The sequence below is a fragment of the Actinomadura sp. WMMB 499 genome, from assembly GCF_008824145.1.
Taxonomy (GTDB): domain Bacteria; phylum Actinomycetota; class Actinomycetes; order Streptosporangiales; family Streptosporangiaceae; genus Spirillospora.
In genome coordinates, this window is sequence record NZ_CP044407.1 from 930,078 (window position 1) to 954,561 (window position 24,484).

Consider the following 24,484-nt stretch of genomic DNA (forward strand, 5'->3'; position numbering starts at 1 on the left):
AGGCGGCCGGCCGGGAGGCGGGAAGCGGGGCGGCCGGTCGCGGCGGTCAGGGGGCGGTGATGGCGTCGAGGCGCTCCAGGATGACGCCCTCGCGCAGCGCCCACGGGCACACCTCGAGCTCGGTGAGGCCGAACAGGTCCATGGCGGCGTCGGCGACGATCGCGCCCGCGGCGAGCTGCTCGGCGCGCCGCTCGGACACGCCGGGCAGCTCGGCGCGCTCGTCGGCGGGCATCCGGGCGAGCCGGTCGGCCCACTCGGTGAGGTTCTCCCCGCTCAGCACCCGCCGCTGGAACGGTCCTTCGGAGGTCGCCGCGGCGCCGCCGATGCGGGCGAGCTGCTTGAACGTCTTGGACGTCGCGACCGCGTGGTCGGGCGGCCCGTAGCGGGTGATGTCGCCGATACGCCGGGCGATCTCCGCGCGGACGTGCCGGCGCAGCTTGCGCACCTCGTCGGCGGGCGGCGGGTCGCCGGTGAACCAGTCGCGGGTGAGGCGGCCCGCGCCGAGCGGGAGGGAGTACGCGGCGTCGGGCTCCTCGTCGATGCCGGCGGCGATCTCCAGGGAGCCGCCGCCGATGTCGACGACCAGCAGCCGCCCGGAGGACCAGCCGAACCAGCGGCGGACCGCGAGGAAGGTCAGCCGCGCCTCGTCCTCCCCGGACAGCGCCTCGATGCCCACCTCCTTCTCGTCCCGGAGCCGGGCCAGGACCTCCTCGCCGTTCGAGGCGTCGCGCACGGCCGAGGTGGCGAACGCGACGAGGTCCTCGACGCCCTTGTCCTCGGCGATCCGCAGAGCCTCGTCGACGAACTCGCGCAGCAGTTTCTCGCCCTGCTTGGACAGCCGGTCGCCGTCCTCCAGGTGCGCGGCGAGCCGCAGGTCCGCCTTGTGGGAGTACGCGGGGAGCGGGCGGGCCCCCCGGTGGGCGTCCACCACGAGCAGATGGACGGTGTTCGAGCCCACGTCCAGCACGCCGAGTCTCATGGCCTCGAAACTATCGGACCGCCGCACGCGGCGAACCGCCAGACCTCGGACAAAGCATGGAGAAACAGGGATGGATCACCCTTACCAGTAGGCTGGCCGGTATGGCCGAACGGGAATGGCGCGTGCCCTTCGCGCAGGTCGCGGCCAAGTGGGCCGCCACCGCGGCGGCCGCGGTTCTGGCCGCCGCCTCGGCCGGGGACCGCCAGTTCCTGCTGCTCGCGGGCGCGGCGGCGATCGGGCTGGCGGCGCTGGCGCTGCGGGACGTGCTCGCCCCGGTCCGGGTCGCGGCCGACACCGGCGCCGTGACCGTGGTGGCCGGGTACGCGGGCCGCCGCCGGATCCCGTGGGACGAGGTCGCGGCCGTCCGGGTGGACGAGCGGCGGCGGCTGCTGCTGCACACCCGGCTGCTGGAGATCGAGACGGCCGACGACCTGCACCTGTTCAGCCGGTTCGACCTCGGCGCGGAGGTCGACGACGTCGCCGCCGCGCTCGGCGAGCTGCGTCACGGAAGCTCGGCGGGCGTCGGGTAGGACGGCTGCGCGCCGGGCTTGCGGACGGCCGCGGCGCCCGCGCGGGCGGCGTACGCGGCCGCGTCGCGCAGGGCGTCGCCGCGCGCCAGCCGCAGGCAGAGCGCGGCGGTGAACGCGTCGCCCGCGCCGGTGGTGTCCACGGCCTCGACCTTCGGGGACGGGACGGCCGTCGTGCCGGACGCGTCGGCGACCAGCACGCCGTCGGCGCCGAGGGTGACGACGACGGAGCGGGGGCCGCGGCGCAGCAGCGCCCCGGCCGTCGCGGCGGGGTCGCCCGGTTCGCCACCGCCGAGCAGGTACGCGGCCTCGTGCTCGTTGACGACGAGCGGGTCGCACAGCGCGAGCAGGTCGGCGGGGACGGGCGCGGGCGGCGACAGGTTCAGCACGATCCGGCCGCCCGCCTCCGCGGCCGTGCGGGCCGCCGCCTGCACCGCCGGGAGCGGCACCTCCAGCTGGAACGACACCACCGCCGCGCCCGCGATCATCTCGCGGGCGGCGGCGATGTCGGCGGGGGCGAGCCGGGCGTTGGCCCCCGGCGACACGATGATGCTGTTGTCGCCGTCCGGGCCGACGGTGATCAGCGCGACGCCGCTCGGGCCGGGCGCCGACGCCAGGTGGGCGAGGTCGACGCCGTCGGCGGCGAGCGCGTCCCGCAGCAGGCCGGCGTGGGCGTCGTCGCCCACCCGGCCGACGATGCCGGTCCGGCCGCCGAGCCGGGCGGCGGCGACCGCCTGGTTCGCGCCCTTGCCGCCCGGATGGACGACGAGGTCGGTGCCGAGGACGGTCTCCCCCGGCGCGGGCCGCCGGTCCACCCCGACCACCAGGTCGGCGTTGACCGAGCCGACGACGACGACTTCCCACATCACGGTGTCTCCTCCGGACTCAGTCGGTGACGAACCGCGAGGCGTTCTCGCGGATGGCGACCTTGACGGGCGCCGGCGCGGTCTCGTCGGATCCCGCTACCGCGGGCTCGCCGCACGAGCGGCGCACCACCAGCCGCGCGTCCAGCACCACCGGCTCCACCGGGCGGCCGTCGATCCGGTCCAGCAGCGCGCGGACCGCCCGGCGGCCGAGCTCCTGCACCGGCTGGCCGATCGCGGTGACCGGCGGGTCGAGATGGGCGAACCAGGGGACGTCGTCGTAGGACGCCAGCGCGACGTCCCCCGGGATGGCGAGGCCCCGCGCGCGGATCTCGTCCAGCGCGCCCAGGGCCATCAGGTTGTCCCCCGCGAAGATCGCCTCGGGGGGTTCGGGCAGGTCGAGCAGCCGCGCGGCGCCCGCCCGGCCGCTGGCCGCCTGGAAGTCGCCCGCCTGCAGGTAGCCGGGCCGGACGGGCAGGCCGTGCGCGCGCAGGGCGGCGGTGAACGCCGCCGTGCGCTCCCGGCCGGTCGACAGCAGCGCCGGACCGGACACGAACGCGATCCTGCGGCGCCCGAGCCGCACCAGATGCCCGACCAGCTCGCCGATCGCGGCCGTCCCGTCGGCCCGCACGGCGGGGACGTCCAGGCCCGGGAGCGTCCGGTCGAGGAACACCAGCGGGCCGCCGTCGCGGACGACGTCGCGGACCAGCGGCGTGACCTCGGCCGTGGGGCACAGCAGCAGGCCGTCCACCCGCTGCTCCAGCAGCGTCCGGACGTAGTGGTCCTGGCGCTCGGGCCGCTCGTCGGCGTTGCCGATCACCACCGAGTACCCGGCGCCGCGCGCCTCGTCCTCGACCGCGCGGGCCAGCTCGGTGAAGAACGGGTTGAGGATGTCGCCGATGACCAGCCCGACCGTCCGGGTGGTGTCAGTGCGCAGCGAGCGGGCGACGGCGTTGGGCCGGTACCCCAGTTGCTCGACGGCCGCCAGCACCCGCGCGCGCGTCTCCGCCGTCACCCGGGCGCTGTCGTTGAGCACCCGCGAGACGGTCGCGACCGATACGCCCGCAACGCGCGCGACGTCCTTGACGCCGGCCATCCCGCCTCCCCGTGCCCGGTCGTGTAATCGTTTTCACACTCGTTCTTGTAAACGATTACACGACGTGCCGCTTTCCTGGCAAGTCCGGCGGTTCACGATCGGTCACCGCGGGCGCAGCTCGGCGAGATCGACGATCTCCGCGAGCTCCTCGACCGTCCCGCAGTAACCCCGCCCCACCAGCGCCCCGCCCCTGGTCACGAGCAGGGCACCGTCCCCGCGCACGCCCATGAACTCGGCCCACGTCCCGTGCGCACCCGACAGCCGCACCGCCGCCACCCGCAGCCCGTCCGGCCCGACCCAGCCCCCACCCCCGTTCGCCATGTACAGAACGTTACGATCAAGCACTCTCCGCACATGCGGGCGGGGGCCGCCGAGCGTCTGTCGGGCCGGCGCACCGCGAGCACGTCACACCGTGCAGGGCGACGTTGGCACAGCCGGGCGCGCCCTGCGCGGGGGCGTGGGTCAGCCGGTGTAAAGCTGTGCGGTGCACACGTCGGGCGGGAGCGTGTCGATCGCGCGGACGCCGTCCGGGTCGAACGTCAGCGTCCAGCGCTGCTCCCCGACGATGACCGTGTCCGCGCCGCCGAAGCGGGCGGATTCGACGGACGTGCCGCCTGCCGAGTCGTGGTTGACGCACCCCAGGAAGGCGCGCCTGGCGAAGAATCCGCCGGAGCTCTCGACGTAGAGGGCCGTCACCGGGTCGATGACGTTCGAGGTGTCGTGCACGACGAGCCGGAGCCGGCCGTCGGCCGAGACGTCCACGACGCGCGTGTCCTCGGTGTCGCCGTCGGCGATGTCGAGGACGGCGGCGACGCCGGCGAGGAGCACGACCGCCATCGCCGCCATCGCGAGGAGGAAGGAGCCGATCGGCGGGAGGCGGCCGGTCCCGTTCTTGCCGGCGGCCGTGATGACGAGCACGACGGCCCCGATCACCGTCATGCTCGCCCAGAGCGCCCACAGGCCCCCCATCCCGACCCAGCGGAACGGGTTCGCCAGTCCGGCGGTCCCGATGCCCGGCAGTAGAACGCCGGTGGCGATGCCCGCGCGCCTCATCCGCACCTCCGATCGATGGTTTCGACGCCACGGACGTGTGGGAGGTTCTCGACGGCGCCCGGACCGCACCGTCCGGAACCGGACGGGCACGGGGCGCGTCGGAGGAGGCATGGTGGCAGGCTCACGGCTGCTCGCGGGCGCGGCGCTCGGCGCGGCGCTCGGCGCGGCGCTCGGCGCGGCGCTCGCGGTCGCCGCATGCGGCGATCCGGCGGCCGGCGCGAGCCGGGGCGACCGGACGGTACGGGCCGGGGAGGAGTTCACGCTCGCGCCCGGGGACGCGGCGCGGCTGCCCGACGGGTTCACGGTGCGGTTCACCGGGGTCGCCCGGGACGGCCGGTGCCCGCGCGACGTCCAGTGCGTGTGGGAGGGCGACGCGACGGTGCACGTCGAGATCACCGCCGCGGGGACGCCGCCCGCCGTACGGGAGCTGCACACCAGCCGTCGGTTCGCGACGAGGACGGCCGTGGGCGGGCACACGGTCGGCCTGCTGGGCCTGGCCCCCGCGGCGCGGCGGGGCGGGGTGCCCGCCGCGGAGTACCGGGCCCGGCTGACGGTCGCCTGATCAGGCCCCGGCGTCGAAGGTGGCGGGGTCGGGGCCGACGCGGGTGCCCTGATCGAGCTCGCCGATCCGCTTCATGTCGTCGGGGGTCAGTTCGAAGCCGAACACGTCGATGTTCTCGGCGATGCGGGACGGCGTCACCGACTTCGGGATGACGACGTTGCCGAGCTGCAGGCTCCAGCGCAGCGCGACCTGCGCGGGCGAGCGGCCGTGCGCGCGGCCGATCTCGGCGAGCGCCGGGTCGTTCAGCAGGCCCTGCCCCTGGCCGAGCGGCGACCAAGCCTCGGTGCGCACGCCGTGCTCGGCGTGGAACGCGCGCAGTCCCGCCTGCTGCAGGTACGGGTGCAGCTCGATCTGGTTGATCACCGGGACGACGTCGGTCTCGTCCAGGACGTGCCGCAGCGTCTCGACGGTGAAGTTCGAGACGCCGATCGAGCGGGCGCGCCCGTCACGCTGCAGCTCCTCCAGCGCCCGCCACGTCTCCAGGTACGTCCCGCGCCGCGGCATCGGCCAGTGGATCAGATACAGGTCGACGTGGTCAAGGCCGAGGCGTTCGAGGCTCGCGTCGAACGCCCGCAGGGTCTTGTCGCGGCCCTGGTCGCTGTTCCACAGCTTCGTGGTGACGAACAGCTCGTCGCGCGGGACGCCGGACGCGCGCAGCGCCCGTCCGGTGCCGCGCTCGTTGCGGTAGACGGCCGCCGTGTCGATGCTGCGGTAGCCGTTCTCCAGCGCGGTCGCCACGGCCTGCTCGGCGCCGTCGTCGGGCACCTGGAAGACTCCGAAGCCCAGCTGCGGCATGGTGCGGCCGTCGATGAGGTCCACGTTCGGTACGGTCACGGTTTCCCGTCCCCCCTCTGTCGGGCGTGTTCTGTCGGGCGTGCGGTGGCGTTCGTGCCCGGTGGCGCGGGTCCGAACCGGGCACGAACGCGATCGCGTGCACGATCGTGCCGCATCGAGCGCGGTCGAGGTCGATTCAGGTCGCGCCGGGCGCGTCCCCGGGCCGGGGCGGCCGGCCCGGGGACGGTCCGTCAGGCCGTGCCGTGGAACGTGTGGTTCCCCGAGCCCACGGTCACGGGCTCGGCGCGGCCGGGCACGCGCACCTCGGCGGTGCTGCCCGCGGGCACGGTCACCCTGAGGGTGACGCGCCCGTGCTCGCGCGTCCACGACGAGCGGGCCTCGCCGTACGGGGTCTGCCGGGTGGCGGTCGCGCCGGTCAGATCGCCGACGACGGACGGGGCGATCAGCAGCTTCCGGTACCCCGCGGAACCGTCGGCCTGCCGGATCCCGGCGAGGTGGCCGGTGAACCAGGCGTCGATCGCGCCGAGCATGAAGTGGTTCTGCGACTGGCCGCTGCCGCCGTCCCAGGTCTCGCCGAGCGCGGTGTTGCCGTTCACCACCTGGTAGCCGTAGCTCGGGCTGTCGGTCTGCGTCGCGATCTTGTAGAGGACGTCGTCGGGCAGGACGCGCAGCGCGGACGGCAGGGAGATCTCGCCGAGCACGAGGTTCCAGCCCTTCTCCTCGATCGAGGAGACCAGGTGGTCGAGCAGCCGCTGCCGCTGGTCGTCCGGGACCGCGCCCATGTCGAGCGCGATGGCCTCCGCGCCGTGCCCGCCGCCGCCGAACGTGCCGGTCTCGGGATCGTAGAGCGCGTCCGACAGGGCCTTGGCGCTGAGGTCGGCCTTGGCCCGGAACGCGGCGGCCTCGTCCGGCTTCCCGAGCGTCCCGGCGATCTCGGCGAGGGTGTTGTTGAGGCTCCACCAGCCGAACGTGCCGGAGGCCAGCTTCGGGAACGTGCGGTCGGGGCTGAACCAGTCGCCGAGGGTGTAGTCGGTCAGCCCGTTCTCGACGCGGCCCTCGATGTGCGCGGCGTACCTCTTCATCTGCGGGTAGTAGGTGCGCATCGTCTCGACGTCGCCGTACTCCCGGTACAGCTGCCACGGGACGTGGACGAACGCGCCGCCCCAGTTGGAGTCGTCGCGGTACGAGCCGGCGAGCACCGTGTAGTCGGGGACGGTCGAGGGGATGAGGCCCGTCTCGGTCTGGGCGTCCGCCATGTCCTGCACGACCTTGCGCAGGTGGGCCTGCACGTCGTAGTTCGCGGCGAGGGTCGGGCCGACGAGGTGGTCCTGCTCCAGCCAGCCGAGCTTCTCGCGGCTCGGGCAGTCGGTGAAGACGCTCATCATGTTGCCCTCGACGGCGCGGCGGACCAGCCCGTGGATGTCGTTGATCAGCCCGTTGGACGAGCGGAACGAGCCCGCCGAGTCGTTGTCGGCGTGCAGCACCTGGCCGTTGACGCGGATCGACGCGCCGTCGGGCAGTCCCCGGACCTCCAGGTAGCGGAAGCCGTGGTACACGAACCGCGGGTGCCAGGTCTCCGGACGGGACGAGCGGGTGGTGTACTCGTCCCAGATCGGCGCGCCGACGTTGCTGATCGACTGGTTCGCGCGGCCGTCGTCGTCGAGGCTCTCGGCGGGCAGGATCCGCACGGACGTCCCGGCGGGCGCGTCGATCGTGATCTCGGGACGGCCGGCGATGTTGCGGCCGACGTCGAAGACCCGGTAGCCGTCGCCGGAGCCGACCTCGCGGCCCTTCAGCTCGTCGATGACGCGGACCGGTTCGGACATGCGGCCGGCGAGCGGGCCGGGCGCCGCGACCGGCACGGCGTCCTCCCAGCCCGCGCGGGACGCGCCGGGGCGGTCCCAGCCGGGACGCTCGCGGCGGGCGTCGTGGTCCTCGCCGCCGTACCAGTTCGAGAAGGTGACCGGTCCGAGGACGGTCTTCCAGCTGCCGTCGCTGACGATCCGCCGCACCGAGCCGTCGCGGAGCGTCACCTCGAGCTGCGCCATCATCTTGGGGTCGCTGAAGGTGTCGGCGAACTTGCGGTACCGGTCGGGCGTGGAGATCACGTTGGCGATGCCGTTGCCCAGCTCGACGCCGAGGGTGTTGCCGCCGGAGCGCAGCATCCGCGTGACGTCGTAGGTCGCGTACTGGACGCGGTCGGCGAAGTCGGTGTTCGCCGGTTCCAGCTCGGCGTCACCGATGCGCCGCCCGTTCAGGCTGGCCTCGTAGACGCCGAGGCCCGCGATGTAGAGGCGCGCCTGGCGGACGCCGCGGGGCAGCCCGAAGTCCTTCGCGAAGATCGGCATGGCCTCCGGGACGATCGCTTCCGGCGGCTCCAGGTCCGCGACCTCCTCGCGCACCGTGAACGGGCCGTCGGCGGCGTCGGACGCGCCGACGGTGAATCCGGCGGGCGTGTGCGGCGCCTTGCCGCCCTCGCCGGGCAGGTCGGTGCGCGGCCACAGCACGACCCGGTCGAACGCCTTCGCCTCCCGGAGGTCGACGGTCAGCGTCAGCGGCTCGCCGGTCAGGTCCGCGCCGCCGTGCGCGGAGCTGCGCCAGCCCGCCTTCTCCTGGTTCGTGGTGGTGGTCCCGTCGGTCAGGTGCCGCGTCTGCCACTTGCGGTTGACGTCGCCGCCGGTGTCGGACGCGGTGACGGTGCGTCCCTGCGCGAGGTTGGTGTCCGGATCGCCCGAGTCGCGGACCTCCAGTTCGGCGAGCGCGAGCCGGTAGGTGTCGCCGTCGAGGGTCTCTTCGAGCGGCAGTCCCAGTTCGGTCACGTTCAGCCGGACGTACCGCGCGGTGGTGTCGGGCAGCTCCACCACGATCGGGGCGGGCCGCTTGTCCTTGATCTGCCAGTCGTCCTGGGTGATCCAGCGTCCCTGCCAGTCGTCCTGGGACGTCAGGCCGGTCTCGAACCAGGACGGCGACGACCAGCCGGACGGCCGCGCGCCCGTCCAGACGCGGACGCGCCAGTGCACGCGGGTGCGGCTGCCGATCTTCTTCCCGGCGTAGTCGGCCTGCGGGAACGCCGACTCCACCCGGCCGGAGTCCCACAGGTCCGGGCGCCCGCGGCGCAGCGCGTGCTCGCTGGTGGCGGCCTGGATCTGGTACGCGGCCTGGGTGACGTTCCGGCCGCCCCGCAGCTGCCAGGTGAGCGGCGGGGTCGTGTCGTCGATCCCGAAGGCCTCGTTCAGGTGGAACGCCTCCAGCCCGACGGGGCGGACGCCGCCCGCGGCGTGCGCGGGCGGGGAGACGAGGGTGAGCGGAAGGGCGACGGTGATCGCCGCGGCGGCGAGGCCGCGCAGCGGCTTGCGGCGCAGTGGCTTGCGGCGCAGATGTTTTCCGGGCACGTGTGCTCCTAGCGTGCGCCGGCCAGGTCGGCGACCTGGGCGGCGGTGAGAACGTGGTCGTAGAGGCGGAAGCCGGACACCGCGCCGTGCAGGTGGGGGCGGCGGGTGTCCTGCTGGTCGCCGAGCAGGTTGCTCGTCGTGGCGCCGATGGCGAGCGGGCTCATGACGAGGCCGTCGTTGCGGGCGGCCTCGGCACCGTCGATGTAGAGGACGGCCGAGCCGTTCCCGGCCGTGACGGCGACGTGCGTCCAGGCGCCGGTGGGCAGGGCGCCCGGGGCGTCGGCGACGTCCTCGCCCTCCATCCCGGTGACGCGCATCGCGAACCGCGCCCGGCCGGACCCGGTCCGGGCGGTGAGCGCGAAGTACGTCTCCCGGTTGAAGCCGAGGTCGAAGACGCGCACGTTGTTCTCGAGCGAGTCGAGCCGGACGCGCAGCGCGACCGTCAGCGCGTCCAGCCCGCCGAGCAGGCCGGGCGGGAGCAGGACGTGCGCGCCGGTGCCGTCGAGCACCACCGAGCCGCCGTCGTCCGCCCACGCGGCGCCGGACGCGAGCGCCGCGTCCGGCCAGCGGCCGGTGGCGTCGGCGAGGCTGCGGCCGCGCAGCGGGAAGTCGGCGAGCAGGCGGCGCCCGTGCCGGTGCGCGGGCGTCAGCCAGTAGACGCTGTAGCGCTCGTGCTGGACGTCGCCGAACGGCTTCAGCTCGACCTCGGCGCCGTCGGCCGTCGCGGTGTAGTGCAGCGGGCGGCGGCGGTCGGGGCGCAGCGAGCGCGGGTCGATCGCCGGGAAGGTGGCGAGCGCCCGGTCGCCGTACCGTCCGGCCAGGACGACCGGCCCGACGGTGACGGCCTGGACGTGCGGGTTGTCGGGGGCCTTGCGCCACACGGGGGCCATCGGGACCGACAGCTCGACGACGTCGCCGCGCCGCCAGTGCCGCTCGATCTCGGCGTACGCGCCGGGACGGACCCGCACCGGCACCGCGCGCCCGTTCACCCGGACGTGCGGGCGGTGCCCGCGCGCGCCCAGCCAGCCGGGGATCCGGAGTTTGAGGGCGAAGCGCGACGAGCCGCGCGTGACGGTGAGCCGGGTCGTCCCGGCGTACGGGTACCCGGTCTCCTGCTTGAGGCCGATGCCCCGTTCCCTCCAGGTCAGCTCGGACGGGATGAACAGGTTGACGTACAGCTCGTCCTTCGTGTGGAAGTAGATGCTGTCGGCGAACTTGGTGTGGGTCTCCATGGCAGTGCCGTGGTCGCAGGAGAAGTTGTCGTAGTCACCGCTGTAGCTGCCGGGGGCCGAGCCCAGGCCGCCCTTGGGTTCGCGCTGCGATCCGGGCCACAGGCCCGTGTAGTAGGTGACGAATCCGTGGTCGGACTGGGGGTCCTGCTGCCCGAGCATCTGGTTCAGCAGCGTCCACTCGTAGTAGTCCATGTACGCGGACTCGCCGGGGTCGTGCAGGAACAGCAGCCGCGACAGCTTCAGCATGTTGTAGCTGTTGCAGTTCTCGCAGGTGTCGGAGCCGAGCCGGGTGGCGATCTGGTCCGGCGGGCAGAACAGCTCGTTGTTGCTGTTGCCGCCGATCACGTACGTGTGGTGGTGGACGACCGTGTCCCAGAAGAACGCCGCGATGTCGCGGTAGCGGGCGTCGCCGGTCGCCTCGTACTCGCGCATCGCGCCGACGATCTTCGGGATCTGGGTGTTGGCGTGGTACCCGTCGAGGGCGTCGCGGCGCTGCGCGAGCGGGCCGTAGATCTCCTCGTGGTCGAAGCGGCGGGCCGTCCGCAGGTGCGCGGGGTCGCCGGTGACCTGGTGGAGGGCGGCCAGCACCTCGTTCATGCCGCCGAACTCGACGCGCAGGATCTGCTGCATCGCCTCGTGCGGCAGCCTGCCGTTGCGCGCCTCGGCCCACGCCGCCATGCCGGTGACGACGGCGAGCGCCTGCCAGTTCCCGCTCAGCGTGTACTGGTCGAGCAGCCCCGCCATGATCTTGTGGATCGTGTAGTAGGGCGCCCACGGGCGGCCGCCGGACTCCAGGTCGTCGAACACCGACTCCGGGAACGCCGACAGGTAGCCGGTCGTGAAGCCCGCGGACGCCGCCGCCTCCTGGCATTTAGCGAGTTCGGCGACGATGTACCGGCCCTTGGCGGCGAACGCGGCGTCGCCGGTGTTCGCGTGGGCCTGCGCGAGGCCGGACAGCAGGTGTCCGGTCGAGTGCCCGCGCAGCAGGACGTCCGGTGCCTCCCACCCGCCGCACGGTTCGGCGGACGACGGCAGCCCCGCGTTCGTCCGGAACGTGTGCAGCAGCCGGTCGGCGTCGACGAACTCCAGGTAGGCGCACGTCCGCCGCATGTTGTCGCGGAACGGGCCGTCCAGGAGGGAGACGTCGGAGAGGGCGAAGGGCGCGAGGGGCCCGCCCTTCGGGTGCCCGTGCCGGGCGTCGGCGAGCGCCGGGGGCGCCGCCGCGACGGGCAGGGCGAGCGCGGTCGCGGTGGCACCCGCCGTGCCGATGAAGGCACGGCGGGTGAACGGAGCGTCCGTCATGCGCGCTTGCTCCAGATGCGGTGGTCACCGCGCAGGCCCTCGACGTACACGTAGGACCCGTCGGACGAGACGCCGCGCGTGCGGGCCCGGTGGCCGTCCCAGACGAGGCGGCCGTCCACCCGGACCTCGATGCGCTTCCCGAACGTCGGCACACCGACGCGTCCGGTCGCGTGGCGCGGGGCGTCCAGGCGGGCGGTGAACGTGCCGTGCTTCGAGACGTTCCACGACGCCTCGACCTCCCCGGCCGTCGTGTGGATGCTGCCCCGCGCGAACCTGAGGTCGGCGGTGTGCGGGACGAAGTCGAACGACCGGCCGCCGGCGCGGGTCGGCTTCAGCCCGAGGACGTTGAAGGTGAGCGCGGGGGTCGGCCCGGTCGCCCAGGCGTGCGCGAGCGACACGTACGAACTGCAGTGCACGCAGCCGTCCTCGAGGTTGCGGAACGACTCCCAGAAGGTGCTCTTGGTGCCCTCCGGGTGGTTCAGCATGTAACCCCACTGGCGCCGGATGATGTCGACACCGGCCTGGTCGGCCTCGCGGTTCCCGGCGTTGAAGTGGGCGTTGACCTCCATCGATCCGGAGAAGACGCCGGGGTTGCCCTTGTTCTCCGGGGCGGTGGAGGAGATCGAGGTCCAGTTGCCCTTGAGGTACTCGCTGATCCGCTTGGCCTTGGCGTCGCCGGCCAGGCCGTACCAGGCGGCGACGGAGTTCCCGTCCTGCGGGTGGATGTCGGAGTCGGGGTAGAACCGGTACGCGCCGGCCTCCTCGTCCCACAGGTGCGTGTCGATCGCCTCGCGGAGCCGGTCCGCGCGCTCGGCGTAGGAGCGGGCGAGGCGCCGGTCGCCCCGCGCCTCGGCCATCTTGGCGCCGGTGTCCAGGACGCGCCAGGTCAGCACGTTCGCGGTCAGGTTCTCGCCCTCGGCGAGGATGCGCACGGAGTCGAAGGTCCCGGTGATGTGCACGAGGCCCTTGTCCCGGATCTTGCCGGTGATGAAGTCGACGCCCTCGGTGTAGTCGTCCCAGATCGTCGACAGCCAGCGCCGGTCGCCGGTGTGCAGGTAGTGGTCCCAGGTCGCGACGAGGGTCCACAGGTGGTAGGTGTCGGAGCCCCACTTGTCCAGCTCGGGGCCCGCGTACGGCAGTTCGCCGGTGTCGCGCTGCTGCCGGTAGACGGTCGTGAGGGCGTTCTCGGCCGACTCGGTGTCGTCGAAGGCCGCGTACGCGGCGGGGACCTCGATGCCGAGGTCGCCGGGCCAGACCGTCCGGTCGCGCTTGGCGCCGTCGACGAGGATGGTGTCGCCGACGCCCACGCTGCCGGTGTTGTTCCACAGCTCGGCGGGCGGCTCCCAGACCCGGCCGCGCTTCGGGGAGATGGTGTTGAGCTGGACGGTGTAGGCCCCGGCGTACCAGATCCGGTTCAGCAGGTCGTCGGAGGAGTAGAAGTAGTTCGCGTAGTCCGACGGGTCCTTCATCTTCGGCGCCGCGGTGAAGTGCAGCGATACCTTGTCGAGCTCGACCGTGCCCGCGGTCCGCATGAAGATCGTCAGGTAGCGGAAGCCGCCCCGCAGGTGCGGGTCGGGCGTGGTGTAGGACGTGCGCCCGTCGACGTCGACCGTGAGCGCCCCGTCGCGGGAGCGGGGGCCGCCCGTGGAGGCGTCGCTCGTCGTGTCGACGTACTTGGACGACTCGGCGAACGCGAGGCCGACCTCGCGGGCGCCGTCGGAGTCCGCGAAGTGCAGGCTGGTGAGGCCGCCGACCTCCTTGCCGAAGTCGAGCGTGATCGACGAGCCCTCGCCGCTGAGCGTCGTCCGGCGCCCCTTCAGGACGGCTTCGGCGTCGTGCACGGTGCCGGTGGTGCGGAAGACGGACACGGGACGGACCGTCCGGGACTTCGACGGGGAGAAGACGTACTTCTCCCAGGGGCGGGCGCCGTGCCCGTTGCCGTGCCCCTGTCCGTTCCCGTTGCCGGGGCCGGGGTCGGCCAGGGCCGTTCCCTGGGCCGCCACCAGGGCGGACAGCCCGAGGGCGAGGGCGGCCGCCCCATGGCGGCGCCTGGATACGCTGGAGTGCATGGATTCCTCGCAATTCCGGTCTTGAGCAGGGCGGAGATGAGGGATTCGGGGTGCGGGAGGGCGGGCCAACGCCCTCCCGCACCCGTGTTCTCGGACGGTCGTGAAGTCAGCGGGTGCGGACGGCCTCCTCGGCGTAGGGGACGAGGCGGACGGGGCCGATCAGTCCGTAGTCCTGCCGTTTCGCGCCGCCGTAGACGTCGGGGTCGGCGACCCGCAGCCGGTTGTTCAGCGTCGTCGCGACCTCGACCTCGATCGTGTTGCGGCCGCGCCGCAGGTACGGGCCGACGTCCACCTTCGGGACGAGCACGCTGACGGCGGGCAGCCGGCGGCCGTTGACCGTGACGCGGCAGGTGTCGAACACCGTTCCGAGGTCGAGGATCGCGCCATCGCGATCGCCGTGGCCGCGGCCGTCCCGGCCGTCCCAGTCGACGGTGGTGGTGTAGGTGCCGATGCCCGAGACGTCCGCCAGCTCGGGGATCTGCGGCCACGGCTTGAGGCCGTCGATCCGCAGGTCGTGCCGCCGGACGCCGTCCGGGGTCATGTCCTCGACGCGCAGCCGCCAGGACGTCAGCTCGAGCGGTTCGGGCACGCGGCCGATCTCGGTCCGGACGGTGCGGCCGTCCGGCAGCGTCGTGGCGTAGGTGCCGGCGGTGGCGGCGCGGGCGACGAGGCGGTTGCGATCGAGGCGCAGTTCGGTCTCCGACGCCGTCGCGTGCGGCGCGTTCCCGCCGTGCGCCAGCATGATCACGAACGCCTCGCCGGGCTGCAGCGCGACCCGGAGCGTGACCGTGTCGCCGTCCTCCCGGTAGACCGCGAGCCGTTCCCGCTCGCCCGTCCACAGGTCCAGCCGGTACGGGACGGCGCGGCGGTCGGAGCGCGTGAAGGCGACCTCGTGGTCGATCGGCGCGACCGGAGGCTTCACGGTGTCGGCGTGCTTGCCGTTGACCAGGTAGTAGTAGTCGGCGCGGCGGTCCTCGCGGTGCGCGACGAGCAGCGTGGAGCTCTGCGCGTACGACACCGCGGGGGTGAGGCCGAGGTCGGCCAGCGCGCCCGGCACGTCGGCCTCGGCGGCGACGACGCGGACGCGGGGCTGCGCGAACACGTCCTTCAGGACGGCCCGCAGCTTCGCGTTCTCCCCGTCGCGTTCCAGGCCGGGGACGGTCGCCGCCGACCAGTCGCCCAGGAAGACGAGCGGCAGCCCGGCCTTCGTGAGCTTCAGCATCGTGCGGGCGGTGTCCAGCGGGAGCGTGCACTCCTTTCCGGCGAACCGGTCGCCCTCCACGAACAGCGCCTTGTAGGCGGGGCCGTCCGGGGCGAGGCGGCCGCGCCGGACGGTCGCCGAGGGCAGCTCGAGCAGCGGCGCGCTGACGAACTGGTGCGTCCAGCCGAGCGGGATCCCGTACTTGGTGAACCAGCCGGCGCCGATGCCGGTCTTGGTGTAGCCTTTCTGCCGGAAGACGGCGACGTCGATGCGGTTCGTGCCGGTGCGCATCGTGTGGTGGACGCGCGCCATGTAGTCGGCGATGTCGGGAACGTGCCGCCACGTCGGCTGGCGCGGCCCCCACGACTCGGAGTAGCCGATGTTGCCGTCGTACGGGGTGAACCCGGCGAAACCGGGCCACTTGGCGCCGGGCGCCGTCGCGTAGGAGAAGCCGTGCAGGACCGTCTGGTTCAGCCCGGCCGCGTAGGCGCCGCCCATGGTGAGCAGCAGCCTCTCCCAGGTGGTGTTGTAGGCGCCGCCCTGGTAGGCGCCCGCCTCGCAGGAGAGGACTTCGCGGCCCGCCATGTCCCGGCCGCCCGCGAGCGCCCGGTAGTCGTCCAGGTTCTTGAAGCCGAGCGACTCGCCCTCGGGGACGTCCAGTATCGCCGCCGCCCGCATGGCGTCGGTCTCCAGCCCGTACGGCTGCGCCCGGTACTCCAGCCCGATCGAGTGCGCCCACTTCGCGATGGCTTCGAAGTGGTGCTCGGCGAACAGGTCGGAGACCGTCAGCCAGAAGTCGTGCCGGACGTGCGAGGTCGTGGCGGCGTCGTAGGTGTAGATCGTGTCCTCGTCGTGCCGGACGATCACCGGCAGGTACGGCATCAGGTCGTAGCCGCGCCGCCTGCGGAACTCCTCGGGCAGGCCGGGCGTCCAGTTGAGGGCGTCGGTCTCCAGCTCGATCGAGTCCTCGAAGAGGGTCCAGCCGGCCCGCCGGATCAGCCCGCGGATGCGCGGGGTGAGGAGCCGCGCCTCCCAGAACGCGGTGACCGCGCGGGTCCCGGCCTTGCTGAAGTGGTCGACGACCGTGCTCGGCGGGTCGCTGTGCGGGCCGGACTCGGGGCGCTGCCCGCTGCCTCGCCGCCAGTACGAGAGCAGCACCCAGTCGCCGCCGGACGGGGCGGTCCAGGCGATCCGGCCGTTCGCGGCCTCGGAGGTCAGGTCCTGGAAGGTGCCGGGCGCGAGGCCGGTCTCCTTGCGGGTGTCGTTCGCGGGGTCGAGCCGGACCGCGTGCACCGCGACCAGGTGCCGCTTCGTGACGCCGTCCGCGGGCGCCGCGACCGGCTCGGGGACCGGCCCGTCGTGCGTCTCCCCCGCCCGCACCGTCGCCGCCCCGTAGGCGAGTTCCTGCACGGCGGCCTCGTCGTCCGGCGTGATCGACGGGACGGCCGCGGGCCACGCCGGGCCGATCGTCAGGTCGAGCGTGACGCCGCGCCGCCGCGCCTGGTCGAGGGCCGCCTCCACGGCCTCGTTCCACGCGGCGGTCCCCCAGCCGCGCTTCGCCGGGTCCAGCAGCGACTTGTCGTCGATGCTGTGGTGCAGCGCGACGATCTCCGCGCCGCCGAAACCGGCGGCCGCGATCTGGTCGACCTCCCGGCGGATCTCGGCCGGGTCGACGTGCGCGTCCGGCCACCACCAGCGGAACCGGGGCCGGACGGCCGCCACCGGGCGGGCGAACCCGCCGTGCCCGTTCCCGTGGCCGGGCTTCGGCGCGGCCAGGGCGGCGGTCTCTCCCCCGAGCGCGGGCGCGGCCGCCGCGGCGACGGCGGCGGCGCCGCCGATCTGCAGGACGCGCCTGCGGGAGACCTCGTTGCGGTCGTTCAACTCTTTCCTCCTGTGCGGATCACTGTGACGCGGCCGGAGCCGACCGGGCCGACGGTGAGGAGCCGCCCGGTGACATCGCGGCCGGTGGCGCGGGGGGCGTGTGCGTGGGGTCCGGTGACGCGGTAGCGGCGCGGGTCGTCGTCGCCCAGCTCGACCACGACGCGGGCCGAGGTGTTGGGCGGGACGTCCACGTCGAGGCGGTAGCGGCCGTTCCGGCGCGTCTCGCCGCGGCGCAGCTCGACCGACACCGGGCCGCGGACGGTCGGGACGCGGCCCTCGACGCGGGTGAGGCCGCCGGGTCGGGGCCGCACCTCGATCTCGGCCGCGCCCGGGGCGGTCACCCGGACGCCGAGGACGTGCCGGGGGACGACGTTCGCGGGCGCCGAGCCCCAGGCGTGCGAGAACGTCATGTTGGGTTTCAGCGACGGGTCCCACGCCTCGGCGACGATCGTCGCGCCGAGGTCGTCCATCATGTGGAGCCAGCCGCTCATGCCGGTGGCCGTCATGAGGCCGATGGCGTCCTCGGCGCGCCCGGCCGCGAACAGGGCGTCCAGGAGGAACTGCGCACCGTAGACGCTGACCTTCATGCCGCCCGCCGTGAGCGTCTCGCCGAGCGCGGCGAGGACCTCGTCGGGGACGGCGCCGGGCCCGGCGACGCCGAGCGCGACCGGGTACGCGGTGGCGTGCTGGGCGCCGTGGCCGGTGCCGATGCCGTCGACGAACCGTCCGTTCGGGGCGTCGAGCAGCGTCTCGCGCATCGCCGCCGCGAGCTTCGCCGCCCGGCCGCGCCAGACCTTCGCGTCGGCCGTCCGGCCGAGGACGTCCGCGATCTTCGCCATCGCGTCGAACGCGGCGTACTGGCAGGCGTTGACGACCGTGTTGACCTCGGTGAACACGTACCCGTCCCGGTTCGAGGCGGGCCAGTCGACGAGGTCGCCGAGGTCCTGGCTGGACCGGCCGGGGTCCTTGTGGACCAGGCCGTCGTCGCCGAGGAACTCCGTCAGGTGCTTCCCGGCGAGGACGTCGTGGTCGGCGGCGAGCTGCTCGGGGTCACCGGTGTGCAGGTAGTCCTGCCACGCCGACATGACGTTCATCAGGCGGTACTCGGTCGGCCAGGTGTGGTTGCGGGCGAGGAACGCGTCGGACGCGCGGGCGAGCGCGAACGAGCGCTGCACCCCGTACTCGGACGCCTGGTTGATCAGCGCGTCGCCCTCGTAGGGGCCGCGCTCGCGGGTCGGGGTGTCGATGTAGAGGTCGCCGCGCGTCGCCTCGATCGAGTACCGGCACAGCGCGTACACGCGGTCGAGGTCGGGGTCGGAGCTGGCGAACGACGCGGCGCCGCCGTCCCAGCCGGCGCGCCAGAACCGCCCGGTGACGGCGCCCGCGAGGTCGAGGTCGTCGTCGGTGACGAGCTGCGCGTACCGGAATCCCCGGTAGCCCCAGTGCTCGATGCTCTGGCGGCCGTCGCGCAGCGTCCAGACCTCCCGGTAGGTGACCTGGGCGCGCAGGTCGTAGCGGACCGTGCCGTCGTCGTTCAGCTCCTCGCCGAGCCGGACCTCGACCGTCTGCCCGGCCCTGCCGCGCACCGAGAGCCGCAGGCCGCCGACGATCTCCCGGCCGAGGTCGACGAGCCACGTACCGGGCGCGGTCCGGCGGACGGACGCGGGACGGACGTCGTACAGGCCGACGGGCTCGACGAGCGCGGGCTCCAGACCGTCGATCGCGTCCCGCACGGCGGCCGGTTCCCACGCCGCGTCGTCGAACCCCGGGTACGTCCAGCCCGCGGGCTCGTGCCGCATGTCCCAGTACTCCTGGCGGCAGTGGTAGTACCCGGTGCCGATCGTGCCCGCGTCGCGCAGCATCCCGGCCTGCCGGCGCGCCTTCCACGCCCGCCCGGTGTCGACGGTGGCGGTCGTCCCGTCGGTGTGGGTGACGACGAGCCGGGCGACGAACCGCTTGTCCGCCGTCGTGAAGGCGAGCGCGGCGAGCGCGTTGCGGCGGCCGGGCCGCAGCAGGCGGGTGACGTCGAACGAGTGGTACTTGGGCGCCCCGGCCCCCGACCGCATCGACGCGAACCCGGCGACCTCGCCGTTCGCCCAGATCTTCGCCGGGTACTGCCGGGTCGGCTCGGGCGACTGCGCGGCGACGTGCAGGACGGCCGCCGCGATCTCCTTGCGGGCGAGCGTGAACTCCGTGCGCAGCAGCGCCCAGTCGTCGTCGGGCGCGCCCGCCGACGAGAGGGTCGCTTCCCCCCTGCCGAGCGTGAGCGCGCCGTCCTCGACGGTCCCGGCGGAGAAGGTGCCGCGGCCGGTGGCGAAGTCCTCGTCGAGGACGGTCGTGCCGTCGGCCGCCGTGAACGTGACGCGGTCCCACGCGTTCGACTCGCTCGACCCGTTGCGCATCCCGACCGTGCCCGTGCGGTGGGTGCCGTCGGTGGTCGTGTCGACGGCCGCGCCGTCGATCGACGTGGTGAACGTGTCGCCGGACATCTCGATCGCGATGTCGTACCGGCGGCCCGTCTCGACGGGGATCGCGAGGGCCTTCTCCTCCAGCACCCGGTAGGCGCCGTCCACGCACACGTGCTTCTTCAGCACGCCGGGCGTCCCGGCGCGCAGCTGCCACAGGTAGTTGGCGCCGCTGCCGGACGCCCGGAACCACAGGCTCGCCGCGACCGACGCGATCCGCACGCCGGCGGTGAGGACGCCGTCCGCGGGGGCCTGCGCGGGCGGCGTCCAGATCGGGTCGGCCGCCCATTCGGCGACGCCGGTCGCCAGCAGCGCGGGCTCCGACCAGCGGGAGGCGCGGGGCCCGTCGAACGTCCGGACCCGCCACCAGTACGCCGTCTCCGGCGCGAGGGCCGGGCCGCCGTACGGGACGGCGACCGATCCGGCCGACGCGACCCGTCCGCTGTCCCACGCGTGCGGGCCGCGCGCGAGCCGGTGCGGCGCCGTCGCGAACTGCAGCTGGTAGTGCGTCTGCTTCGTGCCGGGCCCCAGGTCCGCGACCTGCCAGCTCAACCGGGGCCGCGCGGCCCGCACGCCGAGGCCGTCCGGGAGCAGGGAGGTCAGCAGGCCGGACGGCGTCCACCGCGCGGCGCCCCGCGCGGTCTCCCCCGCGGGGGCCGCGGCGGCGGTGCCGGCGAGGGGGCCGGTCGCGGAGCCGAGCACGACGGCGCCGGCCGTACCGGCGGCCGAGGCCGCCAGGAACCGGCGGCGGCTCATGGAGTCATCTGTCATTGGCACGTTCCCTACCGGTGGCTCGAACGGAAGTGGACGCGGCCGGAGCCGGCCTCGAACACCGCGTGGCCGTCCTCCATCCGGACGAACCCGGCGCGGTCGCGGCCGGAGACGCGCACGTCGCGGGCGGAGCGGGCCGGGACCCAGACCTCGGCGCGGACGTTGACCGGGACGTCCACCGACAGCGACAGGCCGTGCCCGTGGCGCTTCCAGCTCACGCCGACGTCGCCGCGCTGCACCGGGACGGTGCCGGACGCCTCGTCCACGCCCGCCTCCGGCGGCCGGATCCGGACCGTCGCGGCGGCCGGGGAGGCGACGGTGACGCCGAGGAGGGTCTTCTGGATCTCGATGAGCGACGTCGCGCCCCACGGGTGCGAGAGGCTCTGCCCCTCCTCGCGGGCGTCCCACGACTCCCACGTGAAGGTGCCGCCGCGCGCGAGGATGTTGCCCCAGCCCGGCCCCTCGGTGTCGGTGAGCCGCTCGACGACGTCGCCCGGACGGCCGGCGAGGGCCTCCAGCAGGCGGTGGGCGGTCATCGGGCCCATCCGCATACCGAGCCCGGCGACGTACTCCTCGACGGCCGTGCGCGACCCGGCGGGCGCGACGCCGTAGGCGAGGGCGTAGGCGTTCGCGATCTGCGAGGCGTGCCCGCTCCGCGTGCCGTCGCTCTTGAGGCCGTCGATGTAGACGCCGTCGTCGCGGCGGAGCCGCTCGTTGATCGCCGTCGCCAGCTCGGCGGCGTCCGCGCGCAGCGCGGCGGCCTCGGCCTTCTCGCCGAGGGTGCCGGCGGCGCGGGCGGTGGCGTTCAGGACGTCCACGCCGAGGACGTTGACGACCGTGCGGGCGGCCGTGTCCATGTCGTGGCCGTAGCGCATGGTCGCGGGCCAGTCGATGATCCCGTACCGGTACTGGCCGGAGCCGCCCTCGAGGTTCGTGATCAGGCCCGTCGAGGAGTCGATGTAGCGGCGGACGTAGCCCGCGACGGCCGTCATGACCGGGTAGGCGTCCGCCAGGGTCGCGGTGTCGCCGGACTGCAGGTAGTAGTCCCAGACCCAGCCGGGGAACATCTCGGTGTAGTCGGGGATGTCGCGCCTGCCGTCGCCGTTCGGGTAGACGGCGTTGAGGCGCCCGTCCGGCCAGTGCCGCTCCTGCGACGCCATGAACTCGTACATCGCCTGGCGGGTGAGGCGGCGCGCCCCGTAGGCGCCCATCATCGCCTTCGAGATGTCGACGGAGTCGCCGAGGAACTGGCCCTTCTCCCGGGTCGGGGTGTCGAGGAACTGCTCCTGCGACCCGTACAGGGCCGACCGCGCCATCAGCTCGTAGGCCGCGTCGACGCCCGCGTCGGACGTGCGCAGCCGCGCGGCGCGATCGACCTCGGTGTGCTGCACGACGGCGGAGACGTCGCGCGCGGACGCGCCGGAACCGGGGGCGATCTCCAGGTAGCGCCAGCCGACGAACGTCATCGGACGGAACGTCTGGTCGCCGTCCCGCTGGGTGTAGCCGAAGGCGAGGTTCGTGTTCTGGTTATCGTCGGAGTCGCGGGACACCGAGCCGTCGCCGGCCAGCCGGTACCCGGCGTGCATCTCGACGTGCCGCCCCTCCTCGCCGTCGCGGAACCGGACGACCGGGACGGCCGGGATCACTCTGCCGAAGTCGGCGACGAGCGCCCCGGAGTCGAGGCGCGTGACCTTCACCGGCCGGACCGTCTCGTGGGTCAGGTCGGCCTCCTGGCCCCGCAGGTGCGTGAACACGCCGGTCGGGTGCTCCCCGGCGACCTCGGGGGCCTGCCAGGAGGCGTCGTCGAAGCCCGGCTCGTCCCAGCCGTCCCGCACGGCCGTCCCGTCGATCTCCTCGACGTAGTCGCCGCCGTCGCCGTTGCGGCGCGGCGCCTCCTTCCACGGGCCGGGCGCCACCTTCCACGACCCGTCGGTGGTGACGACCTGGCGGGTGCCGTCGGCGTGGTCGACGACGAGCCGGACGAGCAGGCCCGGCGCGCTCTTCGGCCGTCCCTGCCCGGACCCGTACCAGTGGTACAGCGCGCCGATCGTGTTCGCCCGGCCCTCCCTGAGCCGCGAGGTGACGTCGACGGTCTCGTAGAAGCCCTCGTCGGGGTGGGCGAAGGCCGCACCGCGCTCGACCGCCCGGCCGTTGAGGTGCAGGACGAACTGCTGCCCGGCGGCGACGTACGCGCGGGCCCGCACGATCCTCGACTTCGCGACGGTGAAGTCGCGGCGGGCGAGCGTGTACTCGTCGGGGTCGTCGGTCGCGCGCCGGATCCAGTTGGCGTCCCAGTCCCCGTCGCGGATGCCGGTGTCGAACGAGGCGGGCCGCGACCAGGGCGAGCGCTTCCCGGTGCGGTCCCAGGTGCGGACCTTCCACGTGTAGGTCGCGCCGGGCCGCAGCGTCTCCCCGGCGTACGCGACATACTCCTGGCGGCCGGAGCGGACGCGGCCGCTGTCCCAGACCGCGCCGCCGGACGCGTCGCGCACCTCGATCTCGTAAGCGGTCTGGAGCTCGCCGGGGTCGCGGTCGCGGGGCCGCCAGCCGAACAGTGGCGCGCCCTCGACGTTCAGCGGGCGGGCCTGGTCGTCGACGGTCAGGTGGGCGGGGGCCTGCGGGGCGTGCCCGGCCTTCAGCGCGGCCTGCGCGGTGCCGGGGTACACGGCGGCGGTGACCAGCAGGGACGCCGCGGCGGCGGAGGCGAGCAGGGCGCGGCGGGGGTGGGGGTGCTGCATGGGTCTCCTGTCATTGGGGGCGAGCGCGGTGAACGGAGCCCGCGGCCCCTGGTGGGCCCGGGTCGGTTCACCGTCGTCTCAGCTGTGGATCCCCCCGATCCGCACTGGTCGGTTCAGGGGCTCACCTCGACGAGCTCGATCTCCATGAGGTCCGCGAGGGCCTTCAGCTCGGCGATGCGGTGGCCGGTGCCGAGGGCCCAGTGGTGGGAGATCCCGGTGGCGCTCCACGCGTCGGTCCATTCGCCGGGATCGCAGCCGAAGTCGACGCGCGAGGTGGTGTTGCCGATCCGCAGCAGCGGCCCGTCCACGGTCTCGCCCTCGGACGCGACGAACGCGAACCGGCCGTCGCGGCGCTGGATGATCCCGAACGCGGTGACGGGGCCGTGCTTGACGTCGAACTCGACGGACACGCCGTAACCGCGCTTGCCGTGGTAGACGCCGAGACCTCGCAGCAGCGGCCGGCGGGCGCTGATCGCCAGGTGGGCGGGCCCGTCGTGGCCCATCTCGACGTGCCCGCGGTGGAAGTCCAGCGCCTGCAGTTCGGTGAACGAGCCGCCGGCGCCGAGGCGGTCGGCGATCAGCATGGCGAGGGACGTGCGCAGCTCGAACTCGCCGGCGGCGGGGACTCCGCGGGCCGTCAGCAGCGACGCGCCGAGGATCATCCCGGCGCCGAGCCGCTCGTGGATCTCGCCGTCCAGGCCCCGGTGGTAGTAGGCGAGGCTGTCCAGCTCGAAGTCCTCGACGAGCCGGTCGAGGCCGGTCGCCACGCGGGCCGCCCAGGTCAGGTCGTCGTCGTTGACGGACGAGTCCAGCTCGAAGATCTTCTCCGCCTCGGCCTTCTTGGCGGCGGCCTCGGCGTCCGTGACCTTCTCCACCCGGACGCGCAGATCGTCGAACTCCAGCACCTCCACGTGGCCGCCGAAGTTGGCGCTGACGAGCGTCAGGTCGGTGGAGACGTCCAGCATTCCCGGATACAGGTGCCCCATCAGCCCGTGCCGGCCCCGGCGCAGCGCGGCCCGGACCCCGGCCGCCCGCACCCAGCGGCCGATCTTCGTCCAGGCCCGCTCGTCCTCCAGGTACCCGGACACCGAGCGGAACGGGACGCCGCAGCGTTCGAACGCGTTCGCCATCTCCGGCAGCGGGCAGGCGCCGCAGTAGGCGAGCCACTGCCCGGTGTCGAAGGACGCGTGGTCCATCGACTCGGTCGGCTGCAGGTTGATCAGCAGGACCGGGGCGTCCGCCCGCTGCGCGACGGGGACCAGCATCGTCGCGGTCATGTAGGTGGTGAGGAAGCCGACGATGATGTCGCAGCCGGCGGCGCGGAGCTTCTCGGCGGCCGCCGCGCCCTCCTGCGCGTCGGAGATGAAGCCGACGTCGACCACCTCGGCGCCGAGCCCGCGCATCCGCTCCGCCACTCGCTCCGCGGAGCGCCGGAGCTGCGGCAGCAGGTCGGGGAACTGCGGCCAGTAGGCGCCCAGCCCGCCCGCCACCAGGCCGACCTTCGTGGGCGGCCCCGTACGGTCTGTCATAGCTGTCCTCCAGTCCCTTCGACTCGGGA

At 73.9% G+C, this 24,484-nt stretch carries 15 protein-coding genes; 2 read left to right on the forward strand and 13 right to left on the reverse strand.

Features of this window, described 5'->3' with window-relative positions; all coding sequences use genetic code 11:
• Positions 1-46 precede the first annotated feature (46 nt).
• On the reverse strand, positions 47-979 hold the full coding sequence (locus tag F7P10_RS04015) for a Ppx/GppA phosphatase family protein (protein WP_151008134.1): 933 nt from the start codon (positions 977-979) through the stop codon (positions 47-49).
• Between the two features lie 101 nt (positions 980-1,080).
• Here F7P10_RS04015 and F7P10_RS04020 point away from each other — a divergent pair, with 101 nt between their 5' ends.
• Complete coding sequence (locus tag F7P10_RS04020; protein WP_151008135.1) at positions 1,081-1,509, forward strand: PH domain-containing protein; 429 nt, start codon at positions 1,081-1,083, stop codon at positions 1,507-1,509.
• Here the strand turns inward: F7P10_RS04020 and F7P10_RS04025 are convergent.
• The 4 genes from F7P10_RS04025 to F7P10_RS04040 form a co-directional block, all read right to left on the reverse strand.
• The gene (locus tag F7P10_RS04025; RefSeq protein WP_151017806.1) at positions 1,482-2,372 is read right to left on the reverse strand and encodes a ribokinase; all 891 of its coding nucleotides are present in this window, start codon (positions 2,370-2,372) and stop codon (positions 1,482-1,484) included. The genes F7P10_RS04020 and F7P10_RS04025 overlap by 28 nt on opposite strands.
• Positions 2,373-2,391: 19 nt before the next feature.
• Positions 2,392-3,465 (reverse strand): LacI family DNA-binding transcriptional regulator, encoded by a 1,074-nt coding sequence (locus F7P10_RS04030; protein ID WP_151008136.1) that lies wholly within the window; start codon positions 3,463-3,465, stop codon positions 2,392-2,394.
• Positions 3,466-3,567: 102 nt separating this feature from the next.
• Positions 3,568-3,786 carry a hypothetical protein gene (locus tag F7P10_RS04035; RefSeq protein WP_151008137.1) on the reverse strand — a complete coding sequence of 73 codons (219 nt, stop codon included), beginning with the start codon at positions 3,784-3,786 and terminating at the stop codon, positions 3,568-3,570.
• Between the two features lie 141 nt (positions 3,787-3,927).
• Positions 3,928-4,518: a hypothetical protein gene (locus F7P10_RS04040; protein WP_151008138.1), complete on the reverse strand. Its 591-nt coding sequence runs from the start codon at positions 4,516-4,518 to the stop codon at positions 3,928-3,930.
• A gap of 109 nt (positions 4,519-4,627) precedes the next feature.
• Here F7P10_RS04040 and F7P10_RS41990 point away from each other — a divergent pair, with 109 nt between their 5' ends.
• Entirely contained in the window at positions 4,628-5,080 is a 453-nt protein-coding gene (locus F7P10_RS41990; RefSeq protein ID WP_176611290.1) for a hypothetical protein, read from the forward strand.
• Here the strand turns inward: F7P10_RS41990 and F7P10_RS04050 are convergent, their stop codons facing one another.
• The 8 genes from F7P10_RS04050 to F7P10_RS04085 form a co-directional block, all read right to left on the reverse strand.
• Positions 5,081-5,875, reverse strand: coding sequence for an aldo/keto reductase (locus tag F7P10_RS04050; RefSeq protein WP_151017807.1), 795 nt, complete (start codon positions 5,873-5,875; stop codon positions 5,081-5,083).
• Between the two features lie 230 nt (positions 5,876-6,105).
• Entirely contained in the window at positions 6,106-9,267 is a 3,162-nt protein-coding gene (locus F7P10_RS04055) for a family 78 glycoside hydrolase catalytic domain (protein WP_218040370.1), read from the reverse strand.
• Positions 9,268-9,275: 8 nt separating this feature from the next.
• Positions 9,276-11,801 (reverse strand): beta-L-arabinofuranosidase domain-containing protein, encoded by a 2,526-nt coding sequence (locus F7P10_RS04060; RefSeq protein ID WP_151008139.1) that lies wholly within the window; start codon positions 11,799-11,801, stop codon positions 9,276-9,278.
• A complete protein-coding gene (locus tag F7P10_RS04065) occupies positions 11,798-13,870 on the reverse strand; it encodes an alpha-L-rhamnosidase C-terminal domain-containing protein (protein ID WP_151008140.1) in 2,073 nt (690 codons plus the stop codon). The genes F7P10_RS04060 and F7P10_RS04065 overlap by 4 nt, the downstream gene beginning before the upstream one ends.
• A gap of 106 nt (positions 13,871-13,976) precedes the next feature.
• Positions 13,977-16,952: a glycosyl hydrolase gene (locus F7P10_RS04070; RefSeq protein WP_151008141.1), complete on the reverse strand. Its 2,976-nt coding sequence runs from the start codon at positions 16,950-16,952 to the stop codon at positions 13,977-13,979.
• The gene (locus tag F7P10_RS04075; protein ID WP_151008142.1) at positions 16,949-20,188 is read right to left on the reverse strand and encodes a family 78 glycoside hydrolase catalytic domain; all 3,240 of its coding nucleotides are present in this window, start codon (positions 20,186-20,188) and stop codon (positions 16,949-16,951) included. The genes F7P10_RS04070 and F7P10_RS04075 overlap by 4 nt, the downstream gene beginning before the upstream one ends.
• A gap of 11 nt (positions 20,189-20,199) precedes the next feature.
• Positions 20,200-22,926: a family 78 glycoside hydrolase catalytic domain gene (locus F7P10_RS04080; RefSeq protein ID WP_151008143.1), complete on the reverse strand. Its 2,727-nt coding sequence runs from the start codon at positions 22,924-22,926 to the stop codon at positions 20,200-20,202.
• Positions 22,927-23,039: 113 nt separating this feature from the next.
• The gene (locus F7P10_RS04085) at positions 23,040-24,455 is read right to left on the reverse strand and encodes an L-fucose/L-arabinose isomerase family protein (protein ID WP_151008144.1); all 1,416 of its coding nucleotides are present in this window, start codon (positions 24,453-24,455) and stop codon (positions 23,040-23,042) included.
• Positions 24,456-24,484 lie beyond the last annotated feature (29 nt).